This window comes from Pseudomonas sp. N-1-13 (assembly GCF_057787095.1).
This window is the reverse complement of the sequence record NZ_JBYNRI010000001.1, coordinates 1,617,156-1,643,117: the sequence shown is the minus strand read 5'-3', so window position 1 is coordinate 1,643,117 and position 25,962 is coordinate 1,617,156. Positions and strand designations below refer to the sequence as shown.

24 protein-coding genes are annotated in these 25,962 nt (G+C 61.5%); 8 read left to right on the top strand and 16 right to left on the bottom strand.

Features of this window, described 5'->3' with window-relative positions; translation table 11 throughout:
* Window positions 1-31 precede the first annotated feature (31 nt).
* The 3 genes from trhO to AC3I65_RS07560 form a co-directional block, all read right to left on the bottom strand.
* Window positions 32-973 carry an oxygen-dependent tRNA uridine(34) hydroxylase TrhO gene (gene trhO / locus AC3I65_RS07570; protein WP_092397619.1) on the bottom strand — a complete coding sequence of 314 codons (942 nt, stop codon included), beginning with the start codon at window positions 971-973 and terminating at the stop codon, window positions 32-34.
* A gap of 150 nt (window positions 974-1,123) precedes the next feature.
* Window positions 1,124-1,423, bottom strand: coding sequence for a BolA family protein (locus AC3I65_RS07565; RefSeq protein ID WP_047226295.1), 300 nt, complete (start codon window positions 1,421-1,423; stop codon window positions 1,124-1,126).
* Between the two features lie 12 nt (window positions 1,424-1,435).
* Window positions 1,436-1,954: a DUF2059 domain-containing protein gene (locus AC3I65_RS07560; RefSeq protein WP_047226294.1), complete on the bottom strand. Its 519-nt coding sequence runs from the start codon at window positions 1,952-1,954 to the stop codon at window positions 1,436-1,438.
* A gap of 190 nt (window positions 1,955-2,144) precedes the next feature.
* Here AC3I65_RS07560 and AC3I65_RS07555 point away from each other — a divergent pair, with 190 nt between their 5' ends.
* Complete coding sequence (locus AC3I65_RS07555) at window positions 2,145-3,539, top strand: class II fumarate hydratase (RefSeq protein WP_047226293.1); 1,395 nt, start codon at window positions 2,145-2,147, stop codon at window positions 3,537-3,539.
* Between the two features lie 161 nt (window positions 3,540-3,700).
* Here AC3I65_RS07555 and AC3I65_RS07550 read toward each other — a convergent pair whose 3' ends face one another.
* Entirely contained in the window at window positions 3,701-4,663 is a 963-nt protein-coding gene (locus AC3I65_RS07550; RefSeq protein WP_047226292.1) for a DMT family transporter, read from the bottom strand.
* Window positions 4,664-4,851: 188 nt separating this feature from the next.
* Here AC3I65_RS07550 and AC3I65_RS07545 point away from each other — a divergent pair, with 188 nt between their 5' ends.
* The gene (locus tag AC3I65_RS07545) at window positions 4,852-5,049 is read left to right on the top strand and encodes a DUF6316 family protein (RefSeq protein ID WP_488523598.1); all 198 of its coding nucleotides are present in this window, start codon (window positions 4,852-4,854) and stop codon (window positions 5,047-5,049) included.
* Between the two features lie 185 nt (window positions 5,050-5,234).
* Here AC3I65_RS07545 and AC3I65_RS07540 read toward each other — a convergent pair whose 3' ends face one another.
* Both AC3I65_RS07540 and pap read right to left on the bottom strand, forming a co-directional pair.
* The gene (locus AC3I65_RS07540; protein ID WP_488523597.1) at window positions 5,235-6,419 is read right to left on the bottom strand and encodes a thiolase family protein; all 1,185 of its coding nucleotides are present in this window, start codon (window positions 6,417-6,419) and stop codon (window positions 5,235-5,237) included.
* Window positions 6,420-6,525: 106 nt separating this feature from the next.
* The gene (pap, locus tag AC3I65_RS07535) at window positions 6,526-8,046 is read right to left on the bottom strand and encodes a polyphosphate:AMP phosphotransferase (protein ID WP_047226290.1); all 1,521 of its coding nucleotides are present in this window, start codon (window positions 8,044-8,046) and stop codon (window positions 6,526-6,528) included.
* A gap of 151 nt (window positions 8,047-8,197) precedes the next feature.
* Between pap and mnmC the strand changes: the two genes are divergently transcribed.
* From mnmC to AC3I65_RS07510, 5 genes are all read left to right on the top strand, one after another.
* Entirely contained in the window at window positions 8,198-10,180 is a 1,983-nt protein-coding gene (mnmC, locus tag AC3I65_RS07530) for a bifunctional tRNA (5-methylaminomethyl-2-thiouridine)(34)-methyltransferase MnmC2/FAD-dependent 5-carboxymethylaminomethyl-2-thiouridine(34) oxidoreductase MnmC1 (RefSeq protein ID WP_488523596.1), read from the top strand.
* 282 nt (window positions 10,181-10,462) lie between these two features.
* Window positions 10,463-12,235 (top strand): N-acetylglutaminylglutamine amidotransferase, encoded by a 1,773-nt coding sequence (locus tag AC3I65_RS07525; protein ID WP_047226288.1) that lies wholly within the window; start codon window positions 10,463-10,465, stop codon window positions 12,233-12,235.
* A 3-nt stretch (window positions 12,236-12,238) separates the two neighbouring features.
* On the top strand, window positions 12,239-13,975 hold the full coding sequence (ngg, locus tag AC3I65_RS07520) for an N-acetylglutaminylglutamine synthetase (RefSeq protein ID WP_139050805.1): 1,737 nt from the start codon (window positions 12,239-12,241) through the stop codon (window positions 13,973-13,975).
* 189 nt (window positions 13,976-14,164) lie between these two features.
* The gene (locus tag AC3I65_RS07515) at window positions 14,165-15,355 is read left to right on the top strand and encodes an osmoprotectant NAGGN system M42 family peptidase (RefSeq protein WP_076385802.1); all 1,191 of its coding nucleotides are present in this window, start codon (window positions 14,165-14,167) and stop codon (window positions 15,353-15,355) included.
* A 222-nt stretch (window positions 15,356-15,577) separates the two neighbouring features.
* On the top strand, window positions 15,578-15,805 hold the full coding sequence (locus AC3I65_RS07510) for a YheU family protein (RefSeq protein WP_047226285.1): 228 nt from the start codon (window positions 15,578-15,580) through the stop codon (window positions 15,803-15,805).
* Here the strand turns inward: AC3I65_RS07510 and csrA are convergent.
* From csrA to AC3I65_RS07495, 3 genes are all read right to left on the bottom strand, one after another.
* Window positions 15,794-15,994: a carbon storage regulator CsrA gene (csrA, locus tag AC3I65_RS07505; RefSeq protein WP_047226284.1), complete on the bottom strand. Its 201-nt coding sequence runs from the start codon at window positions 15,992-15,994 to the stop codon at window positions 15,794-15,796. The genes AC3I65_RS07510 and csrA overlap by 12 nt on opposite strands.
* A 151-nt stretch (window positions 15,995-16,145) precedes the next feature.
* Window positions 16,146-16,478, bottom strand: coding sequence for a YnfA family protein (locus tag AC3I65_RS07500; RefSeq protein WP_047226283.1), 333 nt, complete (start codon window positions 16,476-16,478; stop codon window positions 16,146-16,148).
* A 57-nt stretch (window positions 16,479-16,535) separates the two neighbouring features.
* Window positions 16,536-17,351 (bottom strand): SDR family oxidoreductase, encoded by an 816-nt coding sequence (locus AC3I65_RS07495; RefSeq protein WP_047226282.1) that lies wholly within the window; start codon window positions 17,349-17,351, stop codon window positions 16,536-16,538.
* Window positions 17,352-17,718: 367 nt separating this feature from the next.
* On the opposite strand from AC3I65_RS07495, the gene AC3I65_RS07490 reads away from it, so the two are divergent.
* Entirely contained in the window at window positions 17,719-17,871 is a 153-nt protein-coding gene (locus AC3I65_RS07490) for a DUF3309 family protein (protein ID WP_018606531.1), read from the top strand.
* 58 nt (window positions 17,872-17,929) lie between these two features.
* Here the strand turns inward: AC3I65_RS07490 and AC3I65_RS07485 are convergent, their stop codons facing one another.
* The 7 genes from AC3I65_RS07485 to AC3I65_RS07455 all read right to left on the bottom strand — a co-directional run bounded on the left by AC3I65_RS07485 (window position 17,930) and on the right by AC3I65_RS07455 (window position 25,962).
* Window positions 17,930-20,023 carry an LTA synthase family protein gene (locus AC3I65_RS07485; RefSeq protein ID WP_047226281.1) on the bottom strand — a complete coding sequence of 698 codons (2,094 nt, stop codon included), beginning with the start codon at window positions 20,021-20,023 and terminating at the stop codon, window positions 17,930-17,932.
* 290 nt (window positions 20,024-20,313) lie between these two features.
* Window positions 20,314-21,189, bottom strand: coding sequence for a polyamine aminopropyltransferase (speE, locus tag AC3I65_RS07480; RefSeq protein WP_076385812.1), 876 nt, complete (start codon window positions 21,187-21,189; stop codon window positions 20,314-20,316).
* A gap of 167 nt (window positions 21,190-21,356) precedes the next feature.
* Window positions 21,357-21,764: a lipoprotein gene (locus tag AC3I65_RS07475; RefSeq protein WP_047226279.1), complete on the bottom strand. Its 408-nt coding sequence runs from the start codon at window positions 21,762-21,764 to the stop codon at window positions 21,357-21,359.
* A gap of 14 nt (window positions 21,765-21,778) precedes the next feature.
* The gene (gene ccmI, locus AC3I65_RS07470) at window positions 21,779-22,981 is read right to left on the bottom strand and encodes a c-type cytochrome biogenesis protein CcmI (RefSeq protein ID WP_288913607.1); all 1,203 of its coding nucleotides are present in this window, start codon (window positions 22,979-22,981) and stop codon (window positions 21,779-21,781) included.
* The gene (locus AC3I65_RS07465; protein WP_047226277.1) at window positions 22,974-23,447 is read right to left on the bottom strand and encodes a cytochrome c-type biogenesis protein; all 474 of its coding nucleotides are present in this window, start codon (window positions 23,445-23,447) and stop codon (window positions 22,974-22,976) included. Before AC3I65_RS07465 ends, ccmI begins: the two co-directional genes overlap by 8 nt.
* Window positions 23,444-23,980 carry a DsbE family thiol:disulfide interchange protein gene (locus tag AC3I65_RS07460; protein WP_047226276.1) on the bottom strand — a complete coding sequence of 179 codons (537 nt, stop codon included), beginning with the start codon at window positions 23,978-23,980 and terminating at the stop codon, window positions 23,444-23,446. Before AC3I65_RS07460 ends, AC3I65_RS07465 begins: the two co-directional genes overlap by 4 nt.
* The gene (locus tag AC3I65_RS07455; protein WP_047226275.1) at window positions 23,977-25,962 is read right to left on the bottom strand and encodes a heme lyase CcmF/NrfE family subunit; all 1,986 of its coding nucleotides are present in this window, start codon (window positions 25,960-25,962) and stop codon (window positions 23,977-23,979) included. The genes AC3I65_RS07460 and AC3I65_RS07455 overlap by 4 nt, the downstream gene beginning before the upstream one ends.

Sequence of the window (25,962 nt, the reverse complement as noted above, 5' to 3'; positions counted from 1 at the left end):
CCATCACATAGAGCAGGCGTGGCGCCATGGTTCAAGCCTCGGAAGGTGATTGCTTATAGTTGTAGCCGATCGGATGCGGCATGTTGCGGGCCTTGGCCAGTTCGATCTGCTTTTGCCGGTCGATGGCGCTGCGCCGGGTCTTCTCGCTCAGCTTGTCCCAGCAATGCGGGCAACTGATGCCTGGCACGTAGTGCTCCGAAGCACGGTCCTCTACGCTCACCGGTGTACGACAGGCATGACACTGATCGTAGTCGCCTTCGCTAAGGTCATGGCGAACGGTCACGCGGTTATCGAACACGAAGCAGTCGCCGCGCCATTTGGTTTCTTCCTGAGGCACCTCTTCGAGGTACTTCAGGATGCCGCCCTTGAGGTGATAGACCTCGTCGAAACCCTGGCCGAGCATGTAGCTGGAAGCTTTTTCGCAGCGAATGCCACCGGTGCAGAACATCGCGACTTTCTTGTGCCTGGCCGGGTCGAAGTTGGCTTTGATGTACTCGGGGAACTCGCGAAAGCTGGTGGTCTTGGGGTCGATCGCGCCTTCAAAGGTGCCGATGGACACTTCGTAGTCGTTGCGCGTGTCGATCAGCAAGACTTCCGGATCGCTGATCAGTGCGTTCCAGTCCTGCGGTTCGACATAAGTGCCAACCTGTTTGTTGGGATCCACGCCTTCGACGCCGAGGGTGACGATTTCCTTCTTGAGCTTGACCTTGGTGCGATAGAACGGCTGCTCATCGCAGTACGACTCCTTGTGGTCGATGTCGATCATGCGCGGGTCGTTCTTGAGCCAGGCCAGCAATCCGTCGATGCCTTCGCGAGTGCCGGAAACGGTGCCGTTGATGCCTTCTTCGGCGATCAGCAGCGTGCCTTTGATGCCGTTGTCGAGCATGGCCTTGAGCAATGGCTCACGCAGCTCGACGTAATCTTCAAGGGTGACGAACTTATACAGTGCCGCCACGACAATGGATGGTGTCATGGGTATTTCTCCAGGTGGCTACCCTCGCAAAGGGTGAACCGGATGCGAAAAAAAACGCGCCCCGTGAGGCGCGTTGCGGATTCTAACAAAAAACAGAGGGGTTGCAGGAGTGCAGCGACAACAGCCACAACAGCAGTCATTCTCTGCAGATCAGTGCTTGCTGCCACCGGCACAAGTCGGCGAAGCCGGGGCTGTATCGATCTGCGCCCATTCCTCGGGGGTATAGGTGTGCAGCGCCAACGCATGGAACTCACCCATCAGCTCGCCCAGCGTGCCGTAGACCTTCTGATGACGCTTGACGCGATTGAGCCCCTCGAACTGGTGGCTGACCACCACGGCCTTGAAGTGGGTCTGTAACCCACGGCTGTGCATGTGGCTTTCATCCAGCACTTGCAGGTGCTCGGGCTGCAACAGCCCGAGCGTCGATTCGATGCGTTGTTGCATGCTCATACCGGGCTCCGCTTACGGCTTTTTCTTGGCAGGGGCGGCTTTGGGCTCAAGCTCGGCGGTCATGTCTGCCAGCAGCTTGTTGACCACCGGCACCGCGCTTTCCAGCTTGGCTTGGGTCAACTGGGCCGATTGCTGGGTCAGCTGGGGCATTTTTTCCAGGACTTTCTTGCCCAGAGGCGAACGGTAGAAGGACACCAGTTCCTTGAGCTCCGGCTCGCTGAAGTTGGAGGTGTAAAGCTTGACCATGTCCGGCTTGAGCTTCTTCCAGCCGATGGCCTGGTCCAGCGCGGCGTTGGCCTTGGCCTGGTAGGTTTCGAGGGTGGCTTTTTTCGACTCGGGAGCCTTGGTCTGTTCAAAGCGCTGGGCAAACATCTGCTGCACTTGCATGTACACCGGGGTACCCAGTTTGTCGGCGTGCGCCAGGGTCAGGAACTCTTCGGCACTGGCGTTGTGGCTGGCGGTATCGGCAAAAACAGGACTGCTGGCACACACCAGAGCAACTGCGGTACAGATGGCACGAAGACGGGTCATCGAGTTTCCTTTTCTACAGGCGAGGTAAAACCCCAAGGGCGATCATTCTGCGCCTAATAAACACCGAGCCTCAACCCCATTGCTCTACGCGTCCGATTGACGGGCCGAAACGATCGAAAAATGATTGAGGGAACCCGTGTCGCCCTTCAGGGCCTAAACTGCGCATTCAGACCTACAGGAGTTTGACCCGATGAGCCGTATCGAAACCGACAGCCTTGGCCAGGTTGAAGTCCCGGATGAAGCCTACTGGGGCGCCCAGACGCAGCGCTCCATGATCAACTTTGCCATTGGCAACGAACGCATGCCGCTGTCGGTGCTGCACGCCCTGGCGCTGATCAAGAAAGCCGCCGCGCGGGTCAATGACCGCAATGGCGACTTGCCTGCCGACATCGCGCGCCTGATCGAACAGGCCGCCGACGAAGTCCTGGCCGGCCAGCATGACGACCAATTCCCCCTGGTGGTCTGGCAGACCGGCAGCGGAACCCAAAGCAACATGAACGTCAACGAAGTGATCGCCGGGCGCGCCAACGAGCTGGCGGGCAATCCCCGCGGCGGCAAGAGCCCGGTGCACCCGAACGATCACGTCAACCGCTCCCAGAGCTCCAACGACTGCTTCCCCACCGCCATGCACATCGCCGCCATCCAGGCGGTCCATCAGCAATTGCTGCCGGCGATCGCCGAGTTGTCCGGCGCACTGGCGGAACTGGCGGCGCGCCACATGAAACTGGTCAAGACCGGCCGCACCCACATGATGGACGCCACGCCGATCACCTTCGGCCAAGAACTGTCAGCCTTCATCGCTCAACTCGATTACGCCGAACGGGCGATCCGTGCGGCACTGCCGGCGGTTTGCGAACTTGCCCAGGGCGGCACGGCAGTGGGCACCGGACTCAACTCGCCCCACGGCTTCGGCGAGGCGATCGCCGCTGAACTGGCGGCGCTGTCCGGCCTGCCCTTCGTCACCGCGCCAAACAAGTTCGCGGCGTTGGCCGGCCATGAGCCCCTGACCACGTTGTCCGGCGCGCTGAAAACCCTGGCCGTGACCCTGATGAAGATTGCCAATGACCTGCGCCTGCTGGGCTCCGGGCCACGGGCCGGGTTCGCCGAAGTGAAGTTGCCAGCCAATGAACCGGGCAGCTCCATCATGCCCGGCAAGGTCAACCCGACCCAGTGCGAGGCCTTGTCGATGCTGGCCTGCCAGGTCATGGGCAACGACGTGACCATCGGTTTCGCCGCCAGCCAGGGTCATTTGCAATTGAACGTGTTCAAGCCGGTGATCATTCACAACCTGTTGCAGTCGATCCGTCTGCTGGCCGATGGCTGCAGCAATTTCCAGCAGCACTGCATCGCCGGGCTCGAACCGGATGCCGAGCAGATGGCGGCGCATCTGGAACGTGGCTTGATGCTGGTCACCGCCCTGAACACACACATCGGCTATGACAAATCCGCCGAAATCGCCAAGAAAGCCTACGGCGAAGGGCTGACCCTGCGCGAAGCGGCCTTGCAGTTGGGGTATCTGACCGACGAAGAGTTCGATGCCTGGGTGCGGCCGGAGAATATGCTGGAGGCCGGAAGCCAGGGCTGAGATGTGTGCTTGGTTGGACGCAAAGCGTGCGCTCAACACAACCCACCTGTGGGAGCGAGCCTGCTCGCGATGAGGCCGCTCGGCTCGACATTATCGACGACCAGACCGCTATCGCGAGCAGGCTCGCTCCCACAAAAGAGCGGTTCTTTTTGTGGTCGCGGTCATCGCCCGACAGCCAGTCGCTCACGCCGGGCCCTGAGCCCGGCAATCAGCGACGGCCCGAGGGCAACCAATGCCGATCCCAACACCACCAGCACCGCCCCGCCATACCCCAACAGATTGATCTGCTCGGCGTGCACGTAGTCAGGCCACCACCAAGCTGCCAACGCCACCGCGGCGAAGGTCACCAACGGCGTGATCGCCAGGGTCGCGCTGACCCGCGACGCTTCCCAGTGAGCCAGGGCCTCGGCAAAGGCGCCGTAGGCAATCAGGGTATTGAGGCAGCAAGCAAGCAGTAGCCAGCCTTGCAGCGGACTCAGTTGCAGTGCCTCCAGCGGATGCACCCAGGGCGTGAGCAGCAGCGCGCAGAACAGGTAGATCACCATCATCACCTGCAACGAATTCCACACCGTCAGCAGTTGCTTCTGGCCCAGGGCATAGAAGGTCCAGACCGTCGACGCCAGCAACACCATCAAGACCCCGGCGGTGTAGTCGCTCAGGGACGTCAGCAGCTCGCCGAGGCGCTGGTTGAAAAACAGCGTGAAGCCGATCAACAACACCAGCAGGCCGATGCCCTGCCCCACGCTGAAACGCTCCTTGAACACAAACAGGCTGGCCACCAGCAACATGATCGGCCCCATCTGCACCACCAGTTGCGCGGTGCCGGGGCTCAAGCGATTGAGGCCCATCAGGTACAGCACGTAGTTGCCGACCAGCCCCAACACCGCCATCGCCACCAGCCAGCCGCCCCGGGGGCCCAACACCTTGCGACTGGGCAAACGGCCAGTGGCCGTCAGGTAGATGAACAGCAAGCCACCGGACACCAGCAAGCGAAACCAGGTCACGGTGACCGGATCCATCACCTGCAGCACTTGCTTGAGCTTGATCGGCAGGATGCCCCACAGCAGGGCGGTCAGCAGGGCAAGGAACAGGCCGTAGACCCAGCGACCGGACGATATGTGCATGCAACCCTCGCAGCTCAAGACAAAGAGCCCCCATTCTAGGCGCGGATCGCTTCAGGACACAGGGACAGTTAGGCCGTGGACGTCCATGGGACTGTACGGGTCGTTGCCGTCGATCGCCTGGCCAGGCGCAAACCAAGGACTGCGCATAAGCTCAAATGACATTGCCCCCGCTGCCTTTGGAGACCGCCATGTTTGGCAAACGCGCCCAGGATCCCGCCCCTACGACGATTTTTCGCAGCGACCGGATCTGCCGGGTAAACGGCGAGTTTTATTTCAATACCCGAGAAGGCACGCAGGAAGGCCCGTTCGCCAGCCGCGAGGCGGCAGAACGGGAGATAAAAACGTATATCGCGCGGATGCAGCAACTGACCCAGGTTGCCAGCTAGCGCAGCTGACGCAGCCCCCCCTTGTGGCGAGGGGATTTATCCCCGCTGGGCTGCAAAGCAGCCCCAAAGCAAACCACTCTGTCAGCCTGATATACCTCGGTTGTAGATTTTAGGGTTGCTGCGCAACCCAGCGGGGATAAATCCCCTCGCCACAAATAATCATCTCGCTAACTGTCAGCGCCCGGTTATCTCACCGCCTCAAACAACCCCGTCGCCCCCATCCCGCCGCCCACGCACATGGTCACGATGCCGTAGCGCAGGCTGCGCCGTTGCAGCTCGCGCACCAGATGGCCGACCTGGCGCGAACCGGTCATGCCGAACGGGTGACCGATGGAAATCGAACCGCCGTTGACGTTGTACTTCTCGTTATCGATTTCCAGCCGGTTACGACTGTAGAGACACTGGGATGCGAAGGCTTCGTTGAGTTCCCACAAGTCGATATCATCGATATGCAAGCCCTTGGCCTTGAGCAGTTTGGGCACCGAAAACACCGGACCGATGCCCATTTCGTCCGGCGCGCAACCGGCCACGGTAAAGCCACGGAAAAACGCCTTGGGCTTGAGCCCCAGGGCCAGGGCTTTTTCCAGGCTCATCACCAGGGTCATCGAAGCCCCGTCGGACAACTGTGATGAGTTGCCCGCTGTCACCGAGCCGTCTTCGGCGAACACCGGCTTCAAGCCCGCCAGACTTTCATAGGTGGTGTCGGGGCGGTTGCAATCGTCGCGATCAACCACGCCGTCGAGAATCTGCACCGCACCGGTGTTCTTGTCCTCGACCTTGTACTTGACCGCCATCGGCATGATCTCGTCGTCGAACAGCCCGGCCGCCTGGGCCTGGGCAGTGCGCTGCTGGCTCTGTAAGGCGTAGCGGTCCTGTTCTTCACGGCTGACCTGATAACGGCGGGCGACGATCTCGGCGGTCTGGCCCATGGGGAAATAAATCCCCGGCACTTGCTCCTTGAGCAGCGGGTTGATCAGGTGATCGGTATTGACGCTTTTCATTGTCAGGCTGATGGATTCCACGCCACCGGCAACAATGATCTCGCTGCAACCGGAGGCGATCTGGTTGGCGGCGATGGCGATGGCTTGCAGGCCCGAGGAGCAGAAGCGGTTGAGGGTCATGCCGGCGGTGCCGATGCCCAATTGCGAAAGCACCGCCACGTTACGGCCGATGTTATAGCCCTGGGCGCCCTCGTTCGAACCGGCGCCGACGATGCAGTCCTCGACGCTGGCCGGATCGATCCCGTTGCGCGCCAACAATGCATCGACACAATGGGCCGCCATGTCGTCCGGACGGGTCATGTTGAACTTGCCGCGAAAAGACTTGGCCAGGCCGGTCCGCACGCTGTCGACGATCACCACTTCACGCATGGCTGTACCTCAATTGTTATTGTCGGTTAGGAGTCAATTGAGCATAAATCCACTGCATAACCGACCGCGACGATCATTCACCCCGCGTATGCGTTCCCATCGCCCACTATTTGCCCTTGCTCGCCTTGCGAGCCTGCTTTGCTGAGCGCTCGAAGGCCTCCTCCAACGCTTCATTAAGCGTGCGCAACACCTTGACCCGCGCCCAGCGCTTGTCGTTGGCCTCCACCAGGGTCCAAGGAGAAATCTCGGTGCTGGTGCGGTCGACCATGTCGCACACCGCTGCCCGGTAGGCATCCCATTTGTCACGGTTGCGCCAGTCGTCCTCGGTGATCTTGAAGCGCTTGAAAGGAATTTCCTCGCGTTCCTGGAAGCGCTCCAGTTGAGTCTCCTTGTCGATGGCCAGCCAGAACTTGACGACCACGACTCCGGCGTCGGCAATCTGCTCCTCGAAATCGTTGATCTCGCCGTAAGCCCGCAGCCAGTCGGCCTTGCTGCAAAAACCTTCGACCCGCTCCACCAGCACCCGGCCGTACCAGGAGCGATCGAACACGGTGAACTTGCCCCGCGCCGGGATATGCCGCCAGAACCGCCACATGTAGGGATGGGCGCGCTCTTCCTCGGTGGGTGCGGCAATCGGTACGATGCTGTACTGGCGCGGGTCGAGTGCTGCCGCGACCCTCCGGATCGCCCCCCCCTTGCCCGCCGCATCGTTGCCTTCAAACACGGCCACCAGGGCATGGCGGCGCATGCGTTTATCGCGCAACAGGCCGGAAAAACGCGCCTGCTCGGCGATCAGTTGCTCTTCGTAATCGGCCTTGTCCAGACGCAGGGTCATGTCCAGGCTGTCCAGCAGCGTGACCTGGTCGTCCAGCGGCGGCAGTGGCGCCACATTGACCTTTTCCGCTTTGATCCTCGAGCGGTGCAAGGCTTGGCGCATCCCGTCAAGCAGGATCCGTCCGACCGTAAGGCTTCGATAATAACTGTCCATGCCTTCGATCACATGCCACGGGGCGTAGTCTCGACTGGTGCGGCGCAGGACCCGCTCACCGTATTTGACGAACTTGTCGTAGGTCTGGGACTGCTGCCAGTCCAGCGGGCTGATGCGCCAGCTGTGCAGCGGGTCGTCCTTGAGCCCCTTGAGCCGGGCTTTCATCTGTTTCTTGGACAGGTGAAACCAGAACTTGAAGATCAGTGCGCCTTCATCGCAGAGCATTTTCTCCAACCGTTCAGCGCCATTGATGGCCTGGTCGAGCCGTGGATCCTTGATCTGGCCATGAACGCGCCCCTGCAGCATCTGGCTGTACCAGTTGCCAAAAAAAATCCCCATGCGTCCCTTGGCCGGCAGCATCCGCCAATAACGCCAGGCCGGTGGCCGCGCCAGCTCCTCGTCGGTCTGCTGGTCGAAGGTACGCACTTCGATCAGCCGCGGGTCCATCCACTCATTGAGCAATTTCACCGTTTCGCCCTTGCCGGCGCCTTCGATGCCGTTGATCAGCACGATGACCGGAAAACGGCTCTGCTGGTGTAGCTCGTACTGGGCTTCGAGCAACGCTTCACGCAGTGCCGGGACTTCGGCGTCATAGGTGTCTTTATCGACGGCGTGACCGATTTCAGCGGATTCGAACATGGACAGCTCCTTCCAGGGAATGGGGCAAGACTAGCGGATTGGACGCGGGCCGGTGCAGCAGATTCCATCCAGACGAACGCTGTATTGCGATGGGTCAAGCAAGCCCATACCGATCGGTTAGAATGGCCTCCCAGTTTTGACCGAGCCTGCCATGACACCCGTACAGCACCACGCCCAACTCGACTGGGACGATCAGGGTCGCCCGCGCTCGCGGGTGTTCGACGATGTGTATTTTTCCGATCAGTCGGGCCTGGAAGAAACCCGCTATGTGTTCCTTGAACAGAACAACCTGACCGAGCGTTTTGCCGCGCTGCCGGACGACGGGCGGCTGGTGATCGGCGAGACCGGGTTTGGCACCGGGCTGAATTTTCTCTGCGCCTGGCAGTTGTTCGAGCAGTGCGCACCGGCCGGGGCGCGGCTGCATTTTGTCAGTGTCGAGAAATTCCCCTTGAGCCCCCCCGACCTGCGCCGGGCGCTGGATTTGTGGCCGCAACTCAAGCTTCAGGCGGATCAATTGCTTGCGCAGTACGTCGCCATCCATCAGGGCTTCCAGCGCCTGACGCTGGGAGACGGCCGGGTGACCCTGACCTTGTTGATCGGCGACGCCCTGGAGCAATTACCGCAGCTGGATGCGCAAATCGATGCCTGGTTCCTGGACGGTTTCGCGCCGGCGAAAAATCCCGAGATGTGGACCGCCGAGCTGTTTGCCGAACTGGCGCGCTTGGCTGCCCCCGGCGCGACCCTCAGCACCTTCACCAGCACCGGCTGGGTGCGACGGTTGTTGAACGCGGCAGGCTTCAAGATGAAGCGTACGCCGGGCATCGGCCATAAATGGGAAATCCTTCGCGGGGTGTTTCTCGGCTGGCCGCAACTGACACCCGCACCGCCCCCAGTAAAACCCTGGTACACCCGCCCCACGGCGCACAGCGGCGAGCGGCGAGCCCTGGTGATCGGTGGCGGCCTGGCCGGTTGCGCCAGCGCGTCCAGCCTCGCGGCCCGTGGCTGGCAGGTGACGCTGCTGGAACGGCATGCCGGGTTGGCCGAAGAAGCGTCCGGCAACCCGCAGGGCGTGTTGTATCTCAAGCTTTCGGCCCATGGTACGGCGCTGTCGCAGATGATCCTCAGCGGTTTCGGTTACACCCGGCGCCTGCTCGAACATCTGCAGCGAGGTGTGGACTGGGACGGCTGTGGTGTCTTGCAACTGGCCTTCAGCGCCAAGGAAGCCGAGCGCCAGGCGCAATTGTCCGAGGCCTTTGCCGAAGATTTGCTACACCTCCTGAATCAGTCCCAGGCCGAGGCGCAGTCCGGTATCGGCCTGGCCTGTGGCGGTCTGTTTTACCCGCAAGGCGGTTGGGTCCATCCGCCCGCGCTGTGCCGCTGGCAGGCATCCGCCCCCAAAATTGAGGTACAAGCCCACCATGAAGTCCTCGAGTTGCGCCGCATCGACGGCCAATGGCAGGCCTGGGATGGTGAACGTTGCCTGGCCAGCGCACCGGTAGTGATCCTCGCCAGCGCCGCCGAGATCAAACGCTTCGATGCGGCCGCCGACTTGCCCCTCAAGCGCATTCGCGGGCAAATCACCCGCCTGTCGCAAACCGCCCACAGCCAGGCACTGCGCACGGTGGTCTGCGCTGAAGGCTACGTGGCTCCGGCACGGTTGGGCGAGCACACCCTGGGGGCCAGTTTCGATTTCAAGAACGACGACCTGACCCCTACCGCCGCCGAGCACGCCGGCAACCTGCAGATGCTGGAGCAAATCTCCGCTGATCTGGTGGAACGCCTGGACGCCAGCACCCTGGACCCGGCACACCTCCAGGGCCGCGCGGCGTTCCGTTGCACCAGTCCGGACTATCTGCCGATTGTCGGCCCGTTGGCCGAGAGTCAGGCCTTCACCCAGGCATACTCGGCGCTGAGCAAGGACGCCCGCCAAGTTCCGGACTGCCCATGCCCCTGGCTCGATGGCTTGTACATCAACAGCGGCCACGGCTCCCGGGGCCTGATCACCGCGCCATTGTCGGGCGAGTTGATTGCCGCCTGGCTGGACAACGAACCTTTGCCCCTGCCCCGAAGCGTGGCCGAGGCCTGTCATCCGAACCGGTTTGCGTTGCGGGCGCTGGTTCGGGGCAAGGCCTAATGCAGATTGCCGGTATGCCACAAAAACCTGTGGGAGCGAGCCTGCTCGCGATTGCGCCAGATCATCTGGCATCCAAGTGACTGGCACACCGCGATCGCGAGCAGGCTCGCTCCCACAGGTTGGTGTTTGCCGTGGTTTTTCAGCCGCCCGAGCGCCCCTACTTCAGCTGCTTATAACGCATTGATCTAAAACTCACACCAATCCCACCGGTCAGTTTCAAAGTACCCGCCATTTTGGCGTATGGTGTTTGACCCTCCCCAACGGAAAAACCGGTAAGGACTTATGTGCGGATTAGCTGGAGAGTTACGTTTCGATCAACAACCTGCGGACCTTGCGGCCGTAGAGCGAATCACCCATCACCTGGCTCCTCGCGGCCCCGACGCGTGGGGTTTCCACAGTCAGGGCCCCATTGCCCTGGGCCATCGGCGCCTGAAAATCATGGACTTGTCCGACGGTTCGGCCCAGCCGATGATCGACAATCAACTGGGCCTGTCCCTGGCCTTCAACGGCGCGATCTACAACTACCCTGAATTGCGCGCCGAGCTGGAAGGCCTGGGCTACGCCTTCTATTCCGGTGGCGACACCGAAGTGCTGCTCAAGGGCTACCACGCCTGGGGCGAAGCACTGTTGCCCAAGCTCAACGGCATGTTCGCCTTCGCCATCTGGGAACGCGACGCCAAGCGGCTGTTCATCGCCCGCGACCGCCTCGGTGTCAAACCGCTGTACCTGTCGCGCACCGGCCAGCGCCTGCGCTTTGCCTCGGCGTTGCCGGCGCTGCTCAAGGGCGGCGACATCAGTCCGATGCTCGACCCGGTGGCGCTGAACCATTACCTGAATTTTCATGCCGTGGTCCCGGCGCCTCGCACCCTGCTGGCCGGCGTTGAAAAGCTGCCGCCTGCCACCTGGATGCGGGTCGAAGCCGACGGCACCACCGAGCAGAAAACCTGGTGGACCCTGCCCTACGGACCACGGGCCGACGAACAGCACCTGAATCTGCAAGACTGGATCGACCGCGTGCTCGACAGCACCCGTGAAGCGGTCGCCATTCGTCAGCGTGCCGCCGTGGATGTCGGCGTGCTGCTTTCCGGCGGCGTGGACTCCAGCATGCTGGTGGGCCTGCTGCGGGAGGTCGGTGTGGAAAACCTTTCCACATTCTCCATCGGCTTCCAGGATGCCGGTGGCGAGCGCGGTGACGAGTTCCAGTATTCGGACCTGATCGCCAAGCACTACGGCACTCATCACCACCAGTTACGCATCGACGAAAAAGAAATCATCGAGCAACTGCCGGCGGCGTTTCGCGCCATGAGCGAGCCGATGGTCAGTCATGACTGCATCGCCTTCTACCTGCTGTCGCGGGAAGTGTCCAAGCATTGCAAAGTGGTGCAAAGCGGCCAGGGCGCCGATGAACTGTTCGCCGGTTACCATTGGTATCCACAAGTGGACGGCGCCAGTGACCCATACGCGGCCTATCGCGCCGCATTCTTTGATCGCAGCTACGAAGAATATGCCGCTACCGTGCAGCCCAAATGGCTGACGGCCAATGACGCGGCCGGTGATTTCGTCAAGGAACACTTCGCCCAACCGGGCGCCGACGCAGCGGTGGACAAGGCCCTGCGTCTGGACAGCACGGTGATGTTGGTGGACGACCCGGTCAAGCGCGTCGACAACATGACCATGGCCTGGGGCCTGGAAGCGCGCACGCCATTCCTGGATTACCGACTGGTGGAACTCTCGGCACGGGTCCCGGCGAAATTCAAGCTGCCCGACGGCGGCAAACAGGTCCTGAAGGAAGCCGCTCGACGGGTGATCCCTGGCGAGGTCATCGACCGTAAAAAAGGCTATTTCCCTGTACCCGGTCTCAAGCATCTGGAAGGCAACACTTTGGCCTGGGTCCGCGAACTGCTGCTGGATCCGAGCCAGGATCGCGGCCTGTTCAACCCGGCGATGCTTGATCGACTGCTGACCGACCCCAACGGCCAGCTCACCCCGTTGCGTGGCTCAAGGCTGTGGCAACTGGCGGCGCTGAACCTGTGGCTCAGCGAGCAAGGAATCTGATCGATGAAACCCCACAATCAACGCCTGCTGCGGGGCCAGGCGCCCTCCTACGAACGCCTGCAGGCGCGACTGGCCGAAGACGGCAGCGAACTGGGCGCCGACCCGATCGCGGTGCACTGCGGCTGGGGCCGATTGCTGATCGGCCACACCTTCCCGGACCCGGCAAGCCTGGCGCAAGAGCTGCTCAATGAGCAATCGGGTGAGCGCGACATTGCCTTGTACGTCGCCGCCCCCCAGCAAATACTCGGGCTGGAGCCGGCGCAGCTGTTTCTCGACCCATCCGACACCTTGCGCCTGTGGTTCAGCGACTATCGCCAGGCCACCCGGGTATTTCGCGGTTTCCGGATACGCCGGGCCCAGAGCGACGCCGACTGGCAGGCGATCAACCTGCTGTATCAGGCCCGGGGCATGTTGCCCATCGATCCGCAACGACTCACACCGCGCCATGAAGGCGGGCCGGTCTACTGGCTGGCCGAAGATGATGACACCGGCGCGGTGATCGGCAGCGTCATGGGCCTGAATCACCAGAAAGCCTTCAACGACCCGGAAAACGGCAGCAGCCTCTGGTGCCTGGCCGTGGATCCGCAGTGTTCGCGGCCCGGTGTCGGTGAGGTCCTGGTGCGCCACCTCATCGAGCACTTCATGAGCCGGGGCCTGAGTTACCTGGACCTTTCGGTGCTGCACGACAATCGCCTGGCGAAAAGTCTCTACGCCAAGCTCGGGTTCCGCAATCTTTCGACGTTCGCCATCAAACGCAAGAACTGCATCAATCAGCCGTTGTTCCTGGGGCCGGGCCCCGAGGCGCAGTTCAATCCTTATGCGCGCATCATTGTCGAAGAGGCTCACCGCCGGGGCATCGAAGTCCAGGTGGACGACGCCGAAGGTGGATTGTTTACCCTGGTCCACGGCAGCCGCCGGATCAGGTGCCGTGAATCCCTCAGCGACCTGACCAGCGCCATCAGCATGACCCTGTGCCAGAACAAAAGCCTGACCCACAAGGTGCTGAAAAACGCCGGCTTGAACTTGCCGGCCCAACAGTTGGCTGGCAACGCCGATGACAACCTGGCCTTTCTCGATGAGCACGAACGGGTAGTGGTCAAGCCTCTGGACGGTGAACAGGGCCAGGGTGTAGCGGTGGATCTGCGCACGATTGAAGAGGTGCAGAGCGCGATTGAAACGGCCCGCCAGTTTGACAGCCGGGTGCTGCTGGAAAGCTTCCACGAAGGCCTGGACCTGCGCGTCCTGGTGATTGGCTTTGAAGTGGTGGCAGCGGCGATCCGGCGGCCGGCGGAGGTGATCGGCGACGGTCGGCACACCATCGGCGCGCTGATCGAAGCCCAAAGCCGCCGCCGACAAGCGGCCACGGGGGGTGAAAGCAAGATTCCCATGGACGCCGAGACCCAACGCACATTGAGCGCGGCAGGTTATGACTACGACAGTGTGCTGCCCGCTGGCAAACACCTGTTCGTACGGCGTACGGCGAACCTTCATACCGGCGGGGTGCTGGAAGATGTCACGGGCATCCTCCATCCGACCCTGAGCGAAGCTGCGGTACGCGCCGCGCGGGCCCTGGATATTCCCATGGTTGGCCTCGACCTGTTAGTGCCGGCGGCCGATCAGCCCGAATACGTGTTCATCGAAGCCAACGAACGCGCCGGCCTGGCCAACCACGAACCGCAACCCACTGCCGAACGCTTTGTGGATTTGTTGTTTCCCCATAGTCAGGCGGTGGCCCAATAGAGGTGTAGTGCCTGGGCGGGCCTCATCGCGAGCAGGCTCGCTCCCACCCGGTGGTATGCACCGCCGCAGAAACCTTGTGGGAGCGAACCTGTTCGCGATGGCGGCTTGAAGGACACCAACCTTTCATAGGTCAGACACATTCCCTTCCTCATCGAAACCATCGATGCGCTCAACTCATCAGGAGTTTCCATGATCAGCAAAATTCCCGAACCGGATCTCGAATACCTGCAAAAGGTCCTGCTGGAAATGCTCGCCATTCCCAGCCCCACCGGCTTCACCGACACCATCGTGCGCTATGTCGCTGAGCGGCTCGAAGAGTTGGGTATCGAGTTTGAAATGACCCGGCGCGGCACGATCCGCGCCACCCTCAAGGGCCGCAAGAGCAGCCCCGATCGGGCCGTGTCGGCTCACCTGGACACCATCGGCGCCTCGGTGCGCGCCATCAAGGACAACGGGCGCCTGACCCTGGCTCCGGTGGGTTGCTGGTCCAGCCGCTTTGCCGAGGGCAGTCGCGTCAGCCTGTTTACGGACACGGGGGTGATCCGAGGCAGCGTACTGCCGCTGATGGCGTCCGGGCATGCATTCAACACCGCCGTGGACGAAATGCCCATCAGTTGGGATCACGTCGAACTGCGCCTGGACGCCTACTGCACCACCCGCGCCGATTGCGAAACACTGGGGGTGGGCATTGGCGACTATGTGGCGTTCGATCCTTTGCCGGAGTTCACCGAGAGTGGCCATATCAGTGCTCGGCACCTGGACGATAAAGCCGGGGTCGCGGCGCTGCTGGCGGCGCTCAAGGCGATTGTCGACAGTGGCGAAGAACTGCTGATCGACTGCCACCCGCTGTTTACGATTACCGAAGAAACCGGCAGCGGCGCGGCGGCTGCACTGCCTTGGGATGTCAGCGAGTTCGTCGGCATCGACATCGCGCCGGTCGCACCGGGCCAGCACTCGAGCGAACACGCAGTGAGCGTGGCGATGCAGGATTCCGGGGGACCCTATGACTATCACCTGTCACGGCACTTGCTGAAGCTGGCCAGGGAAAACGAACTGCCGGCGCGCCGCGACCTGTTCCGTTATTACTTCAGCGATGCCCATTCCGCCGTCACCGCCGGCCACGATATCCGCACCGCCCTGCTGGCCTTCGGCTGCGACGCCACCCATGGCTACGAACGCACCCACATCGACAGCCTGGCCGCCCTGAGCCGTCTGCTGGGCGCCTACATCCTCAGCCCACCGGTATTCGCCAGCGACGCCCAACCGGCCCAGGGTTCGCTGGACCGCTTCAGCCATCAACTCGAACACGATGCGCAGATGGAAAGCGATACCCGGGTGCCGTCGGTGGATAGTTTGATTGGGCAGCGGTCGGATAACTGAGCACAGTTCCAGAATCTCAGTGCCCGTCATGACGCCATCGCGAGCAGGCTCGCTCCCACAAGGAGACCTTCGTTGAGCATAAAGTTCGTGCCCGACGCAGGCCCACTGTGGGAGCGAGCCTGCTCGCGATAGCGCCGCAGCAGACACCGCAATCCCCAAGCCAGGCTAGCCGCAAAAGCCCTTTGGTCGTAGCATCGCGACATTGTCTAGCCGAGGTACCCCATGCTGATCCCTTACGACCAACTCGAAGTCGACACGCTCACTCGCCTGATCGAAGATTTCGTGACCCGCGACGGCACCGACAATGGCGATGACACGCCGCTGGAGACCCGCGTATTGCGGGTCCGGCAAGCCTTGACCAAAGGCCAGGCGATGATCGTCTTCGACCCGGAAAGCGAACAGTGCCAGTTGATGCTCAAGCACGACGTGCCCAAGCATCTATTCGACTGAGCAGACCTTGCGACTGGCCAGGGCCCTTTTTTTCTGAATCTTTTCGTATATCTCGGAGCGATGAACGTCGATGTGCCGTGGCGCTTCCACGCCAAAACGAACAGTGGTGCCGTTGACCGAGAGCACTCGGACGGAAATATCATCACCGATGGAAATCAGTTCACCCACAGCGCGGCTAAGTACGAGCATGGTTCTTGTCCTTAAGAATATCTGGAACTTGACCATGCCCGCCCCGCCTGAGGTTCTCAAGACACCTTCAAGAATTCAGTAACGCCCTACAAGCAACACTCTGGCAACTGAAGGAAACGTCCTGCAAAACCCTGTCAGCTAGCGGACTTATTCAAGAGGCGGAAATCCGCGGACCGAACAGAATCACACTCGCCCCCAACACGCAGAGCGCCACCCCCACCCAGTCGGAAGTCAGCGGCCGCGCTCGCTCCACCACGGCCAGCCAGCCGATCGAGGCGATGATATAGATACCGCCATAAGCGGCGTAGGCACGACCGGCGTAGGTCGCTTCGATGCGGGTCAGCAACAGGGCGAACAGCGTAAGACTCAACAGGGCCGGCACAATCCACCAGGCGCTCTTGCCCTGGCGTAGCCACATCCAGAACGCGTAACAGCCGGCGATTTCAAACAGCGCGGCGAGAAAGAACCAAAAATAGTTGAGCATGTGAGCGTCCATCAGGAGGGCCGAATGCGGCCATCCTGAGGACGCCGGACACTCAGGTCAACTCGGGTTCTGTCGAGCCTTGGCGCGCATCTTGTCGGCCATGACGGTCATTTCGTCGTACAGCAATTGCGGATTCTTCTGCTTGATGGCCCAGGCCATGCGCCCTTGCTCGTGGGGCAGGATCATGAACTGGCCCTGGGCGACCTGTTCATAGATGTAATCGGCAATCTCGGCAGCGCTGATCGGCGAGCTTTCCAGCAGCTTGCCAACCTGGGCTTTCATTGCCGGCGTCGGGCCGCGGAAGGAGTCCAGCAGGTTGGTCTGGAAAAACGACGGGCACACCACATGCACACCGATTTCCTGCTGTGCCAGCTCGATCAACAGGCTTTCCGACAGCGCCACCACACCAGCCTTGGCCACGTTGTAGTTGCTCATGGCCGGGCCTTGCATCAGGGCGGCCATGGAGGCGATGTTGATGATCTTGCCGTGGCTTTTTTCCAGCAACGGCAAGAACGCCTTGCAACCCTTGACCACGCCCATCAGGTTGATTGCGATCTGCCAGTCCCAATCCTCCAAGGACAGTTCACTGAAGAACCCACCCGAGGCCACACCGGCATTGTTGACGATGATGTCGATGCCACCGAGCTTCTCTTCGCAGGCCTGGGCAAACGCCGTCAGTTGGCTGTAGTCGCGCACGTCGCAGCGCTGGACAAAACCGTCGCCGCCAGCGTCACGCACCAACCTGAGGGTTTCCTGAAGGCCCGGCTCACTGACATCCGACAAGGCCAGGCGCCAGCCTTCGCGGGCCCAGCGCAGCGCGATTTCGCGACCCAGGCCAGAACCGGCACCGGTAATCATCATGCGATTTTGCATAGGAAACAGCCTTGTTGTTCCGGGAGAGATGCGCCGAGTGTAGCGAAGGACCCCGCCGCACCCACGCTCCATCAGAGTGCTGAATGGCGAGGGCAAACCTTAATAGGTTTTGAGGGGAACAACCCAGTGGAACCGCCTGTGGGAGCAAAGCTTGCTCGCGATCGGCGCGACGCAGTTCTGGAAGATGGTGTCGTTTGCAGCGCGAGCCCGCTTTGCTCCCGAAGACGGGTTCTTTCACGCCTCAAAAAGACTTTGAATTTTTTACAGGACGTTACGGTCGTACTTATTAAGCCGCCCGGATTTAACGCATGCGTGCTGGTAGTTGAAAGTTGCATCACTCCAGAACTGACCAATAAGGAAATCAACAATGGGCACAATACTCATCATTATCCTGATCCTCCTGCTGATCGGTGGCCTGCCGGTCTTCCCGCACTCTAGAAGTTGGGGTTACGGTCCGTCCGGAATCATCGGTGTCGTACTGGTAGTGCTGTTGATCCTGCTATTACTGGGCAAGATATGAACCACTAAGTGACAAAAAAAGAGGCCCGTTAAGGCCTCTTTTTTATGGGCGGAACTTCTCAGTCCGGAACACCTTGTGTCACGCCGGCGGTGTTATCCAGCAGGCTCTTGGTAGCGGTTTGCAGAAACGCCTCCAGCTTGAGTTTCATTTCGAGAGCCTGCGGCGCGTCGGAGATGACATCCGCGCGTGGCTGGGCACCCAGTTGGTAGCGGTACAGCTTCGGCGCCATTTCCTTTTCCCTTGGCAGTACCAGAATCTTGTCGTCGCGGATAATCGCCGTGGTCTGATCACTGCCCGACGGTTTGATCACGCCAAATCCACTGTCGCCTGGCGGCAGGTTCAACAGATCGCGGCCCCAGCACTGGTTACGCACTTGCCCGCCGATCCGGCCCATGATGGTCGGGACGATATCGACCTGTGTGCCCACGGTGTGGTTGCGCTGGCCGAACTTTTCCTGGATACCCGGGCCGATCAACAGCATCGGTACGTTGAAACGGCCCAAGTCCATTTCGGTAATCTGGCGCTCGTTACCAAAGCCGTGGTCTCCGACGATGACAAACAGCGTCTCCTTGAAATAAGGCTCCTTGCGGGCCTTTTCGAAGAACTGACCCAGGGCCCAATCGGAATAGCGCATGGCAGTCAGGTGCGCATTCAGGCTGCCACGGTCAGTGACCGGTTCCACCGGCAACGGTGTCGGCAGCGCATACGGCGTGTGGTTGGACAGGGTCTGCAGCAACGCATAGAACGGTTTGCCGTTTTCCCGTGCCTTGAGTTCGATCAGGCTGCGGTCGAACATATCCTGGTCGGACACGCCCCAGGTGGGGTCGGAGAACACCGGGTTCACATAATCATTGCGCCCGATGAACGTGGTCATACCCTGGCCGCTGAAGAAACCCGACTGGTTGTCCCAGGCGAAATCACCGTTGTAGACATACACGTCGTCGTAGTTGCGGGCACTGAGCAGTTGCGGCAGCCCCGAAAACTTGTGGCTGCCTTCAGGTGTCTGCATCAGGTACTCGAAGCCCGGCAGGTTCGGGAAGCAGGCCATGGTGGCGAACATGCCCTGATGGGTGTGGGTACCATTGGAGAAGAAGCGGTCAAACAGCAGACCTTCCTTGGACAGTTTGTCCAGATAAGGCGTGATATTGCCCGGCGCGCCCAAGGCACCTACCGAGTGCCCCGCCATGCTTTCCATGAGAATCACTACCACGTTCTTGATCGGCAAAGTCTTGTCGGCCGGTGGCGTGTAGTCGCGACGTACGGCGGCGGTGTCTGCATCGACCAGTTTGTCGTCGGGCATCACCAGCATGTCCCGCACCGTCTGCTGGGCCAGCGGTTGCTCGAGGGTGGCTTTCCAGATGTTGTCGCGGTGTTCGGACATCCGGCTCTTGGCCGCGGCCACCAGTGACAACGTGCCATTAAGGCCCAACTGGTTGGCAAAGTTCGAATCGGTGGTGTAGACGTCACCCCAGCGCAGCGGCGGCCCCTGGCGCAAGGTACCCCGGGCGGCGCCCACGGCCACGACCAAGCAGACCATGAACACCGCGACACGCCCGTACCACGGAGCCACCTGGCGTGTGCCAATGGTGCCGCCACTGAACGGCCCGCGCGGTCGAGTCGCGCGGTCGGCGCCCTTGAACGCCATCGTGAGGATCAGCGTGCCCACGGCCCACGCCAACAGGTAGCGCACCACCGGGAACCCATACCAGAGCATGCTCATCACGGTTTTCGGGTCTTCCTGCACATACTGGAAGACCAGGCCGTTGAGACGCTGGTGAAACTCGCGGTAGAAGTCCATCTCCATCAGACCGAGGAACAGCGCGATGCTGGCGGTCACGGTCAGCCAGAAACGAAAAAAACCACGAGCCGCCATGGCCCGCGCGCTGAACAAGGCCAGCAGCAGCGGAATACACAGATAGACCACCAGACGCAGGTCAAAACGCAGACCGTTGACGAACGCCTCGACGAAGGTCGAGGCCGGGGTGTCGAGGATCATTTCGCGGTTGTAGACCAGTAGCGCAACGCGCAACAGGCTGAACATGATCATCATCACCAAGGCACAGAGCAACGTGTAGGCCAGGTGAGATTTGACGGTCGGTTGCAGCAGGCGATGCGTGGTGCGTTGCTGACTCAGGGCGTCCGGGATTGCCATGTCGTGTAAGGACCTAATGGGGTTGAGGGCGAATAGAACAACGGCGCGTCCTATGCCGACCATCACCCGGATCCCTGGGTCTGCGCGAGTGCGCGAGCGTTGAATGAATGGCTGAGCATCGCCATTCATTCACCGACGGCAACAGGCGCCGGGATTGTCCGCAAGGTCCTGTGAAAATTTTGTTCAATAACTATTAGCAAACACAAAAAACTCCGGATTGCCCGATGAGTCTGTGTCGAACCTCTCTGTGGTCAGGGGATATAACCCCCGCCACAGCTTGTGAGTCCTGATCAGTCGTTGCTTGGCTTGTTGATCGCCTGCAAGACGTACTGCGGCATGGCGAACGCGCCGATGTGAACTTCAGGGTTGTAGTAGCGGGTAACAATGCCGCTGCCAATGAAGCGCTCACGCAGGGTCTCGCGGGTCAGCTTGCGATAGGCAGTATCCGTCGAGCCCCAGGCGAAAGTCATGGCGCCGCCAATGTAGGTCGGCACGGCGGCCTGGTAGAAATGCCAGTCGGCAAACAGGCCACGCAGACGCCCGGCAGTGGTTTGTACTTCGCCCAGTTGCATGAACGGCGTGCCGTTCTGGGTCACCAGAATGCCGCCTTCGTTCAGGCAGCGATGACAGGCCTGGTAGAAGTTTTCCGAAAACAGCACTTCACCCGGGCCGATCGGGTCGGTGGAGTCGGAGATGATGACGTCGAACTTCTCCTGGGTGGTGGAGACGAAACGCATGCCGTCATCGATCACCAGGTTCAGGCGCGGGTCGTCGTAGGCGCCCTTGGAGTGGTTGGGCAGGAACGCCTTGCACATGTCCACCACGGTGCCGTCGATTTCCACCATGGTGATGTGCTCAACGCCCAGGTGCTTGGTCACTTCACGCAACATGCCGCCGTCGCCACCGCCGATGATCAACACGCGTTTGGCCGCGCCGTGGGCGAGGATCGGTACGTGGGTCAGCATTTCGTGGTAGATGAATTCATCGGCTTCGGTGGTCTGGATCACGCCATCCAGCGCCATCACCCGGCCCATGCGCGGGTTCTCGAAAATCACCAGGTGCTGGTGCTCGGTGCGCACTTCGTGCAGCAGCTTGTCCATCCGAAAACGCTGGCCGTAGCCTTCGTAGAGGGTTTCCAGGTAGTCGCCGGTCGGGGTAGTCGTCATGGTCAGGTGCTCCGATAAATACGCGGTTGGCCGGTGAAGGCTCGCAAAGGCGCGCATTCTACGACGCCGGGCATGACAGGTCGAACCTTGAACTCATCACCGGCCAAACTGCGTAGCAGCTGTCGAGCCCAGCCGGGGCGAGCCGGTTCGCCACAGGCTGGTCTCTCTTAGTGGAATTGACGCCCCAACCCCGCCGGAACGCCTTCGATGGTGGTTTCTTCCCACGGCCCGTTCGGGCTGATGGAGCGGCTCCAGCCGTTGCTCCAGCGGTAATAGGTGCGCTGGCGATAGAAGGTGTTGGTGTGATTGTCCAGCACATAGACCCCAAGTTTGGCGTCCCAGTGGCTATTGCCGCCGGGTGGTGGGGCGAAGCTGGCGGAAGTACGAGGCAACGGCTTGGCCGGTGTGTTCGGTGTGACGGGCTTGCTTGGGGCGGTCGACGGCCCCGGCTTGGTGGCCGGGCCTGAAGACGGGATGGGAGGCAGCGGCGCCGACGGCTGCGGCGGACGCTGGACCGCACAAGCACTCAGGCCCAGGACGAGCGTGAGCAGGGTGATACGAGCGATGGCGGTCATGGTGCGAATTCCTGTTATTTATCCGGGCTGTCGATAGTCAGTTGTTGCTGCGCCGTGGTGCTGCTCGCCAGAGGCTTGCTGCGGCCGATCCATTCACCGGCGGTCGGTTGACCGGCCCGGGAAATGCGCGCCACCAGTTGGACTTCAGGGAAGTTCGACAGTTTCAGTTGCGGCATCATGGCGTCCGCGTCGCCCAGCTCCACGGTAACAGGCAGGTCAGCGACGGTCAGGCGCTTGGCCGCCAGCGGCGCCGGCGGGCCGGAAGCGGCGCGGGCAAAGATGAACACGCTGTCGCCCGGCTGCACCTTGGCCTTGAGCGCTGGCGCCAGCTCGACGCGCACCTTGAGCAATGCCGCAGCCTTGCTCACTGGCGCTTGGGCGACCTTGCCGCCGCTGGCCTCAAGCTTCTCGGTGGCGCGGTTGATACCGCCCTGCAGCGCCTCACGGGACTTGTCGCCTTCCGGCAGTTGCGCGAGCAGGCGGCCCCAATAATCAATGGCTTGCTGATAGCGCTCGCCTTCGAACGCGGCGATTCCCAGCAGGCCCAGGCTGGTGACTTCCTTGGGATCGAGCTTGAGCGCTTCGTCGGTCAGGGCCTGGACCTTGTCCGACCATTTCTTGCCATCGGCGAAATACTGCGCCTGAGCCCATTGCCCGAGCAGCTCGGGTTGCCGGCCGGCCACCACCACGGTGCGCTCGAAGATCTTCGCCGCATCCGCCGGTCGGTCCTGGGCCATGTAGGTGCGACCGAGGAAATACAAGCCCTCGGCGTTATCCGGTTGCGCGGCCACTGCGCGCTCCAGGCGCAGGGTCATTTCTTCCATCGACTGCGGTGCCTGGGCGAACTCACGGGTCAGCTCGACCTTGTCGCTGGCGCCGAAATGCAGATACAACCCCAGGCCCAACACCGGCACCAGCACGGCGGCGAGTAACGGCAACGGTTTCCCCAAGCGAGACTCGCGCGGCGCATCGGCGCCTTCGGTGTCGGCGAGCAGTTCACGCGCGGCTTCGGCGCGGCCGGTGTCCAGTTGCGCGGCGTTCAGCACGCCCTCTTCCTGCTCGGCCTGCAACTCGGCGACACGCTCCTGGTACAGCGCCACGTTGAGCGCGGTACGGTCCTCCTCGCGCTGGGCGCGGCGACCGCGCAATACAGGGATCAACAGAAAACTCAGGGCAATCAGGAGAAGCAGACCTGCGGCGAGCCAGAAATCAATCATGCTTGGTTTTATCCAACAGTTGGTCGAGGCGCTGGCGCTCTTCGACAGAAAGCGTGTCCGGGGCAGCCGTGCGCTGGACCCGGCGGCGGCGCACAATCACCGCGATGACAACGAAACCACCGAACAACAGCCCGGCGGGGCCAAACCAGAGCAGCGCGGTCTTGGAGGTCAAGGCCGGGTTGTAGCGCACGAACTCCCCATAGCGGTCCACCATGAAATCGATGATCTGCTGGTTGTCCTTGCCTTCGCCGAGCATGCGGAAAATTTCCTTGCGCAGGTCGGCGGCAATCGGTGCGTTGGAATCGGCGATGTCCTGGTTCTGACACTTGGGGCAGCGCAGCTCCTTGGTCAATTCACGAAACCGCTCGCGCTCGCCCTCGTTGGCGAATTCATAGGTATCGATGGCAGCGTGGGCAACGCCCGCCAGGCTCACCCCGAGGATGAGGGCTGCTAACCAGCGCTTCATGGCTTGGCCTCGTCGACCAGCGCCTGATACTTGGCGGCCAGCTTCTCGCGCCAGACCTGTTCGTCGATCACGCCGACGAACTTGTCGCGGATGACACCCTTGGCGTCGATGAAAAAGGTTTCCGGCGCCCCGTAGACGCCCAGGTTCAGGCCCAGGGAGCCCTCTTCATCGCGGATATCCAGTTGATACGGGTTGTGGAATTCGGCCAACCACTTCAAGGCATCGGCGTTGACGTCCTTGTAATTGACGCCGTAGATCACCACGCCATTCTGGGCCAGTTTGTTCAATACCGGATGTTCAACCCGGCAGGAAATGCACCAGGTGCCCCAGACATTGACCAGTGCCGGTTTACCCAGCAGGTCCGCCCGCGTCAGTGTCTTGTCGCCCTGCACCGACGGCAGGGAAAACTCAGGGAACGGCTTGCCGATCATCGCCGAGGGCAATTCGGCCGGGTTCAGGTAGAGCCCCCGGTACAAAAACACCGCCATCAACAAAAACAGCGCCAGCGGCAACAGCATCAACCAACGTTTCATGCAGGGGCTCCCGTCATGCCCAGGGTTTCACGCACCCGGGTTTTTACCTTGACCCGATAACGACGATCCAAGGCCGCCAGCACGCCACCCAGGCCGGTCAGCAAGCCGCCGAACCAGATCCAGCGCACGAACGGCTTGACGTGGACCCGCACCGCCCACGCGCCATCGCCCAGGGACTCACCCAGCGCTACGTAGAGGTCGCGGGTGAAACCGGCATCGATCCCGGCTTCGGTCATCACCGAATTCTGCACGGTATAGAGGCGCTTTTCCGGATGCAGCACGGTCACTTCCTGGCCGTCGCGGAGCACCCGCACGGTGCCTTTGTCGGAAGTGAAGTTCGGGCCTTCGTAATGTTTGGCACCCTCGAAGACAAACTGATAGCCACCCAGATCCATGGACTCTCCGGGCGCCAGGCGCAGGTCGCGCTCGGCGCTGTTCTGGCTGGACAGCACCACGCCCAAGGCGCAGACCGCGATACCCAGGTGGGCGAGCTGCATGCCCCAGTAGCTGCGGGTCAGGGTTGGCAGGCCCTTGATCAAGCCCTTGTGGCGGGTCTTGTCGAAGATATCCCTGACCCCGGCCAGCAATACCCAGGCCGCCAGCACGAAGGTCGCCAGCACCGCCCAGTTGAAATCGCCATACGCGATCCCGGCGATGACGGCCAGGGCAGCAGTGCCCAGCAGCACGGGCGTCAGCATGCCCATCAGCCATTTGACCGGTGTGTCTTTCCAGCGCACCAGCATGCCGACAGCCATCACCACCATCAGGATCGCCATCAGCGGAATGAACAAGGCATTGAAGTACGGCGGGCCGACCGACAGCTTGGCGCCGGTCAGCGCGTCGAGCACCAACGGGTACAACGTGCCCAGCAGGATCATCGACGCGGCAACCACCAGTACCAGGTTGTTGCCCAGCAGCAGGGTTTCCCGGGACCAGAGGTTGAAGCCGACCTGGCTTTTCACCACCGGCGCGCGCACAGCGAACAGCGTCAGCGAGCCGCCGACCACGAACAGCAGGAACATCAGGATGAACACGCCACGCTCAGGGTCAGAGGCAAAGGCATGCACCGAAGTCAGTACGCCGGAACGCACCAGGAAGGTTCCCAGCAGGCTCAGGGAGAATGCGGCGATGGCCAGCAGCACCGTCCAGCTCTTGAACACGCCGCGTTTTTCCGTGACGGCCAAGGAGTGGATCAGCGCGGTGCCCACCAGCCAGGGCATGAAGGAGGCGTTTTCCACCGGGTCCCAGAACCACCAGCCACCCCAGCCCAGTTCGTAGTAGGCCCACCACGAACCCAGGGTGATGCCAATGCCCAGGAAGGCCCAGGCGACAATGGTCCAGGGACGCGACCAGCGCGCCCAGGCGGCATCGAGACGACCGCCCAGCAACGCGGCAATGGCGAAGGCGAAGGCCACGGAGAATCCAACGTAGCCCATGTAGAGCATCGGCGGGTGAACGATCAGGCCGATGTCCTGCAGCAACGGGTTGAGGTCGCGACCGTCCATCGGCACCTGGGGCAGGATGCGCTCGAACGGATTGGAGGTAACGATCAGGAATAACAGGAAACCGATGCTGATCATCCCCATCACCGCCAGCACCCGGGCCAGCATTACCTGGGGCAACTGCCGGGAGAACACCGAGACCGCGAAGGTCCAGCCGGCGAGGATCAACGCCCAGAGCAACAGAGACCCTTCATGGGCGCCCCACACCGCGCTGAACTTGTAGTACCAAGGCAAGGCGCTGTTGGAGTTACCGGCAACGTAGGCCACGGAGAAATCATCAGCCATGAACGCGTAGGTCAGGCAACCAAAGGCGAACAACATGAAGGCGAACTGCCCCCAAGCCGCCGGCTGGGCCAGGCTCATCCACAAACGATCGCCACGCCAGGCACCGAGTAAAGGCACCACCGCCTGAACGATGGAGAAACACAAGGCCAGGATCATCGCCAGGTGACCCAGCTCGGGAATAAACAGACCGGTCAT

Excerpts from the sequence above, each read along its gene's own strand:
- trhO (WP_092397619.1), bottom strand. The coding sequence starts at position 973 with ATGACACCATCCATTGTCGTGGCGGCACTGTATAAGTTCGTCACCCTT.
- AC3I65_RS07565 (WP_047226295.1), bottom strand. The coding sequence starts at position 1,423 with ATGAGCATGCAACAACGCATCGAATCGACGCTCGGGCTGTTGCAGCCC.
- AC3I65_RS07560 (WP_047226294.1), bottom strand. The coding sequence starts at position 1,954 with ATGACCCGTCTTCGTGCCATCTGTACCGCAGTTGCTCTGGTGTGTGCC.
- AC3I65_RS07555 (WP_047226293.1), top strand. The coding sequence starts at position 2,145 with ATGAGCCGTATCGAAACCGACAGCCTTGGCCAGGTTGAAGTCCCGGAT.
- AC3I65_RS07550 (WP_047226292.1), bottom strand. The coding sequence starts at position 4,663 with ATGCACATATCGTCCGGTCGCTGGGTCTACGGCCTGTTCCTTGCCCTG.
- AC3I65_RS07545 (WP_488523598.1), top strand. The coding sequence starts at position 4,852 with ATGTTTGGCAAACGCGCCCAGGATCCCGCCCCTACGACGATTTTTCGC.
- AC3I65_RS07540 (WP_488523597.1), bottom strand. The coding sequence starts at position 6,419 with ATGCGTGAAGTGGTGATCGTCGACAGCGTGCGGACCGGCCTGGCCAAG.
- pap (WP_047226290.1), bottom strand. The coding sequence starts at position 8,046 with ATGTTCGAATCCGCTGAAATCGGTCACGCCGTCGATAAAGACACCTAT.
- mnmC (WP_488523596.1), top strand. The coding sequence starts at position 8,198 with ATGACACCCGTACAGCACCACGCCCAACTCGACTGGGACGATCAGGGT.
- AC3I65_RS07525 (WP_047226288.1), top strand. The coding sequence starts at position 10,463 with ATGTGCGGATTAGCTGGAGAGTTACGTTTCGATCAACAACCTGCGGAC.
- ngg (WP_139050805.1), top strand. The coding sequence starts at position 12,239 with ATGAAACCCCACAATCAACGCCTGCTGCGGGGCCAGGCGCCCTCCTAC.
- AC3I65_RS07515 (WP_076385802.1), top strand. The coding sequence starts at position 14,165 with ATGATCAGCAAAATTCCCGAACCGGATCTCGAATACCTGCAAAAGGTC.
- AC3I65_RS07510 (WP_047226285.1), top strand. The coding sequence starts at position 15,578 with ATGCTGATCCCTTACGACCAACTCGAAGTCGACACGCTCACTCGCCTG.
- csrA (WP_047226284.1), bottom strand. The coding sequence starts at position 15,994 with ATGCTCGTACTTAGCCGCGCTGTGGGTGAACTGATTTCCATCGGTGAT.
- AC3I65_RS07500 (WP_047226283.1), bottom strand. The coding sequence starts at position 16,478 with ATGCTCAACTATTTTTGGTTCTTTCTCGCCGCGCTGTTTGAAATCGCC.
- AC3I65_RS07495 (WP_047226282.1), bottom strand. The coding sequence starts at position 17,351 with ATGCAAAATCGCATGATGATTACCGGTGCCGGTTCTGGCCTGGGTCGC.
- AC3I65_RS07490 (WP_018606531.1), top strand. The coding sequence starts at position 17,719 with ATGGGCACAATACTCATCATTATCCTGATCCTCCTGCTGATCGGTGGC.
- AC3I65_RS07485 (WP_047226281.1), bottom strand. The coding sequence starts at position 20,023 with ATGGCAATCCCGGACGCCCTGAGTCAGCAACGCACCACGCATCGCCTG.
- speE (WP_076385812.1), bottom strand. The coding sequence starts at position 21,189 with ATGACGACTACCCCGACCGGCGACTACCTGGAAACCCTCTACGAAGGC.
- AC3I65_RS07475 (WP_047226279.1), bottom strand. The coding sequence starts at position 21,764 with ATGACCGCCATCGCTCGTATCACCCTGCTCACGCTCGTCCTGGGCCTG.
- ccmI (WP_288913607.1), bottom strand. The coding sequence starts at position 22,981 with ATGATTGATTTCTGGCTCGCCGCAGGTCTGCTTCTCCTGATTGCCCTG.
- AC3I65_RS07465 (WP_047226277.1), bottom strand. The coding sequence starts at position 23,447 with ATGAAGCGCTGGTTAGCAGCCCTCATCCTCGGGGTGAGCCTGGCGGGC.
- AC3I65_RS07460 (WP_047226276.1), bottom strand. The coding sequence starts at position 23,980 with ATGAAACGTTGGTTGATGCTGTTGCCGCTGGCGCTGTTTTTGTTGATG.
- AC3I65_RS07455 (WP_047226275.1), bottom strand. The coding sequence starts at position 25,962 with ATGACCGGTCTGTTTATTCCCGAGCTGGGTCACCTGGCGATGATCCTG.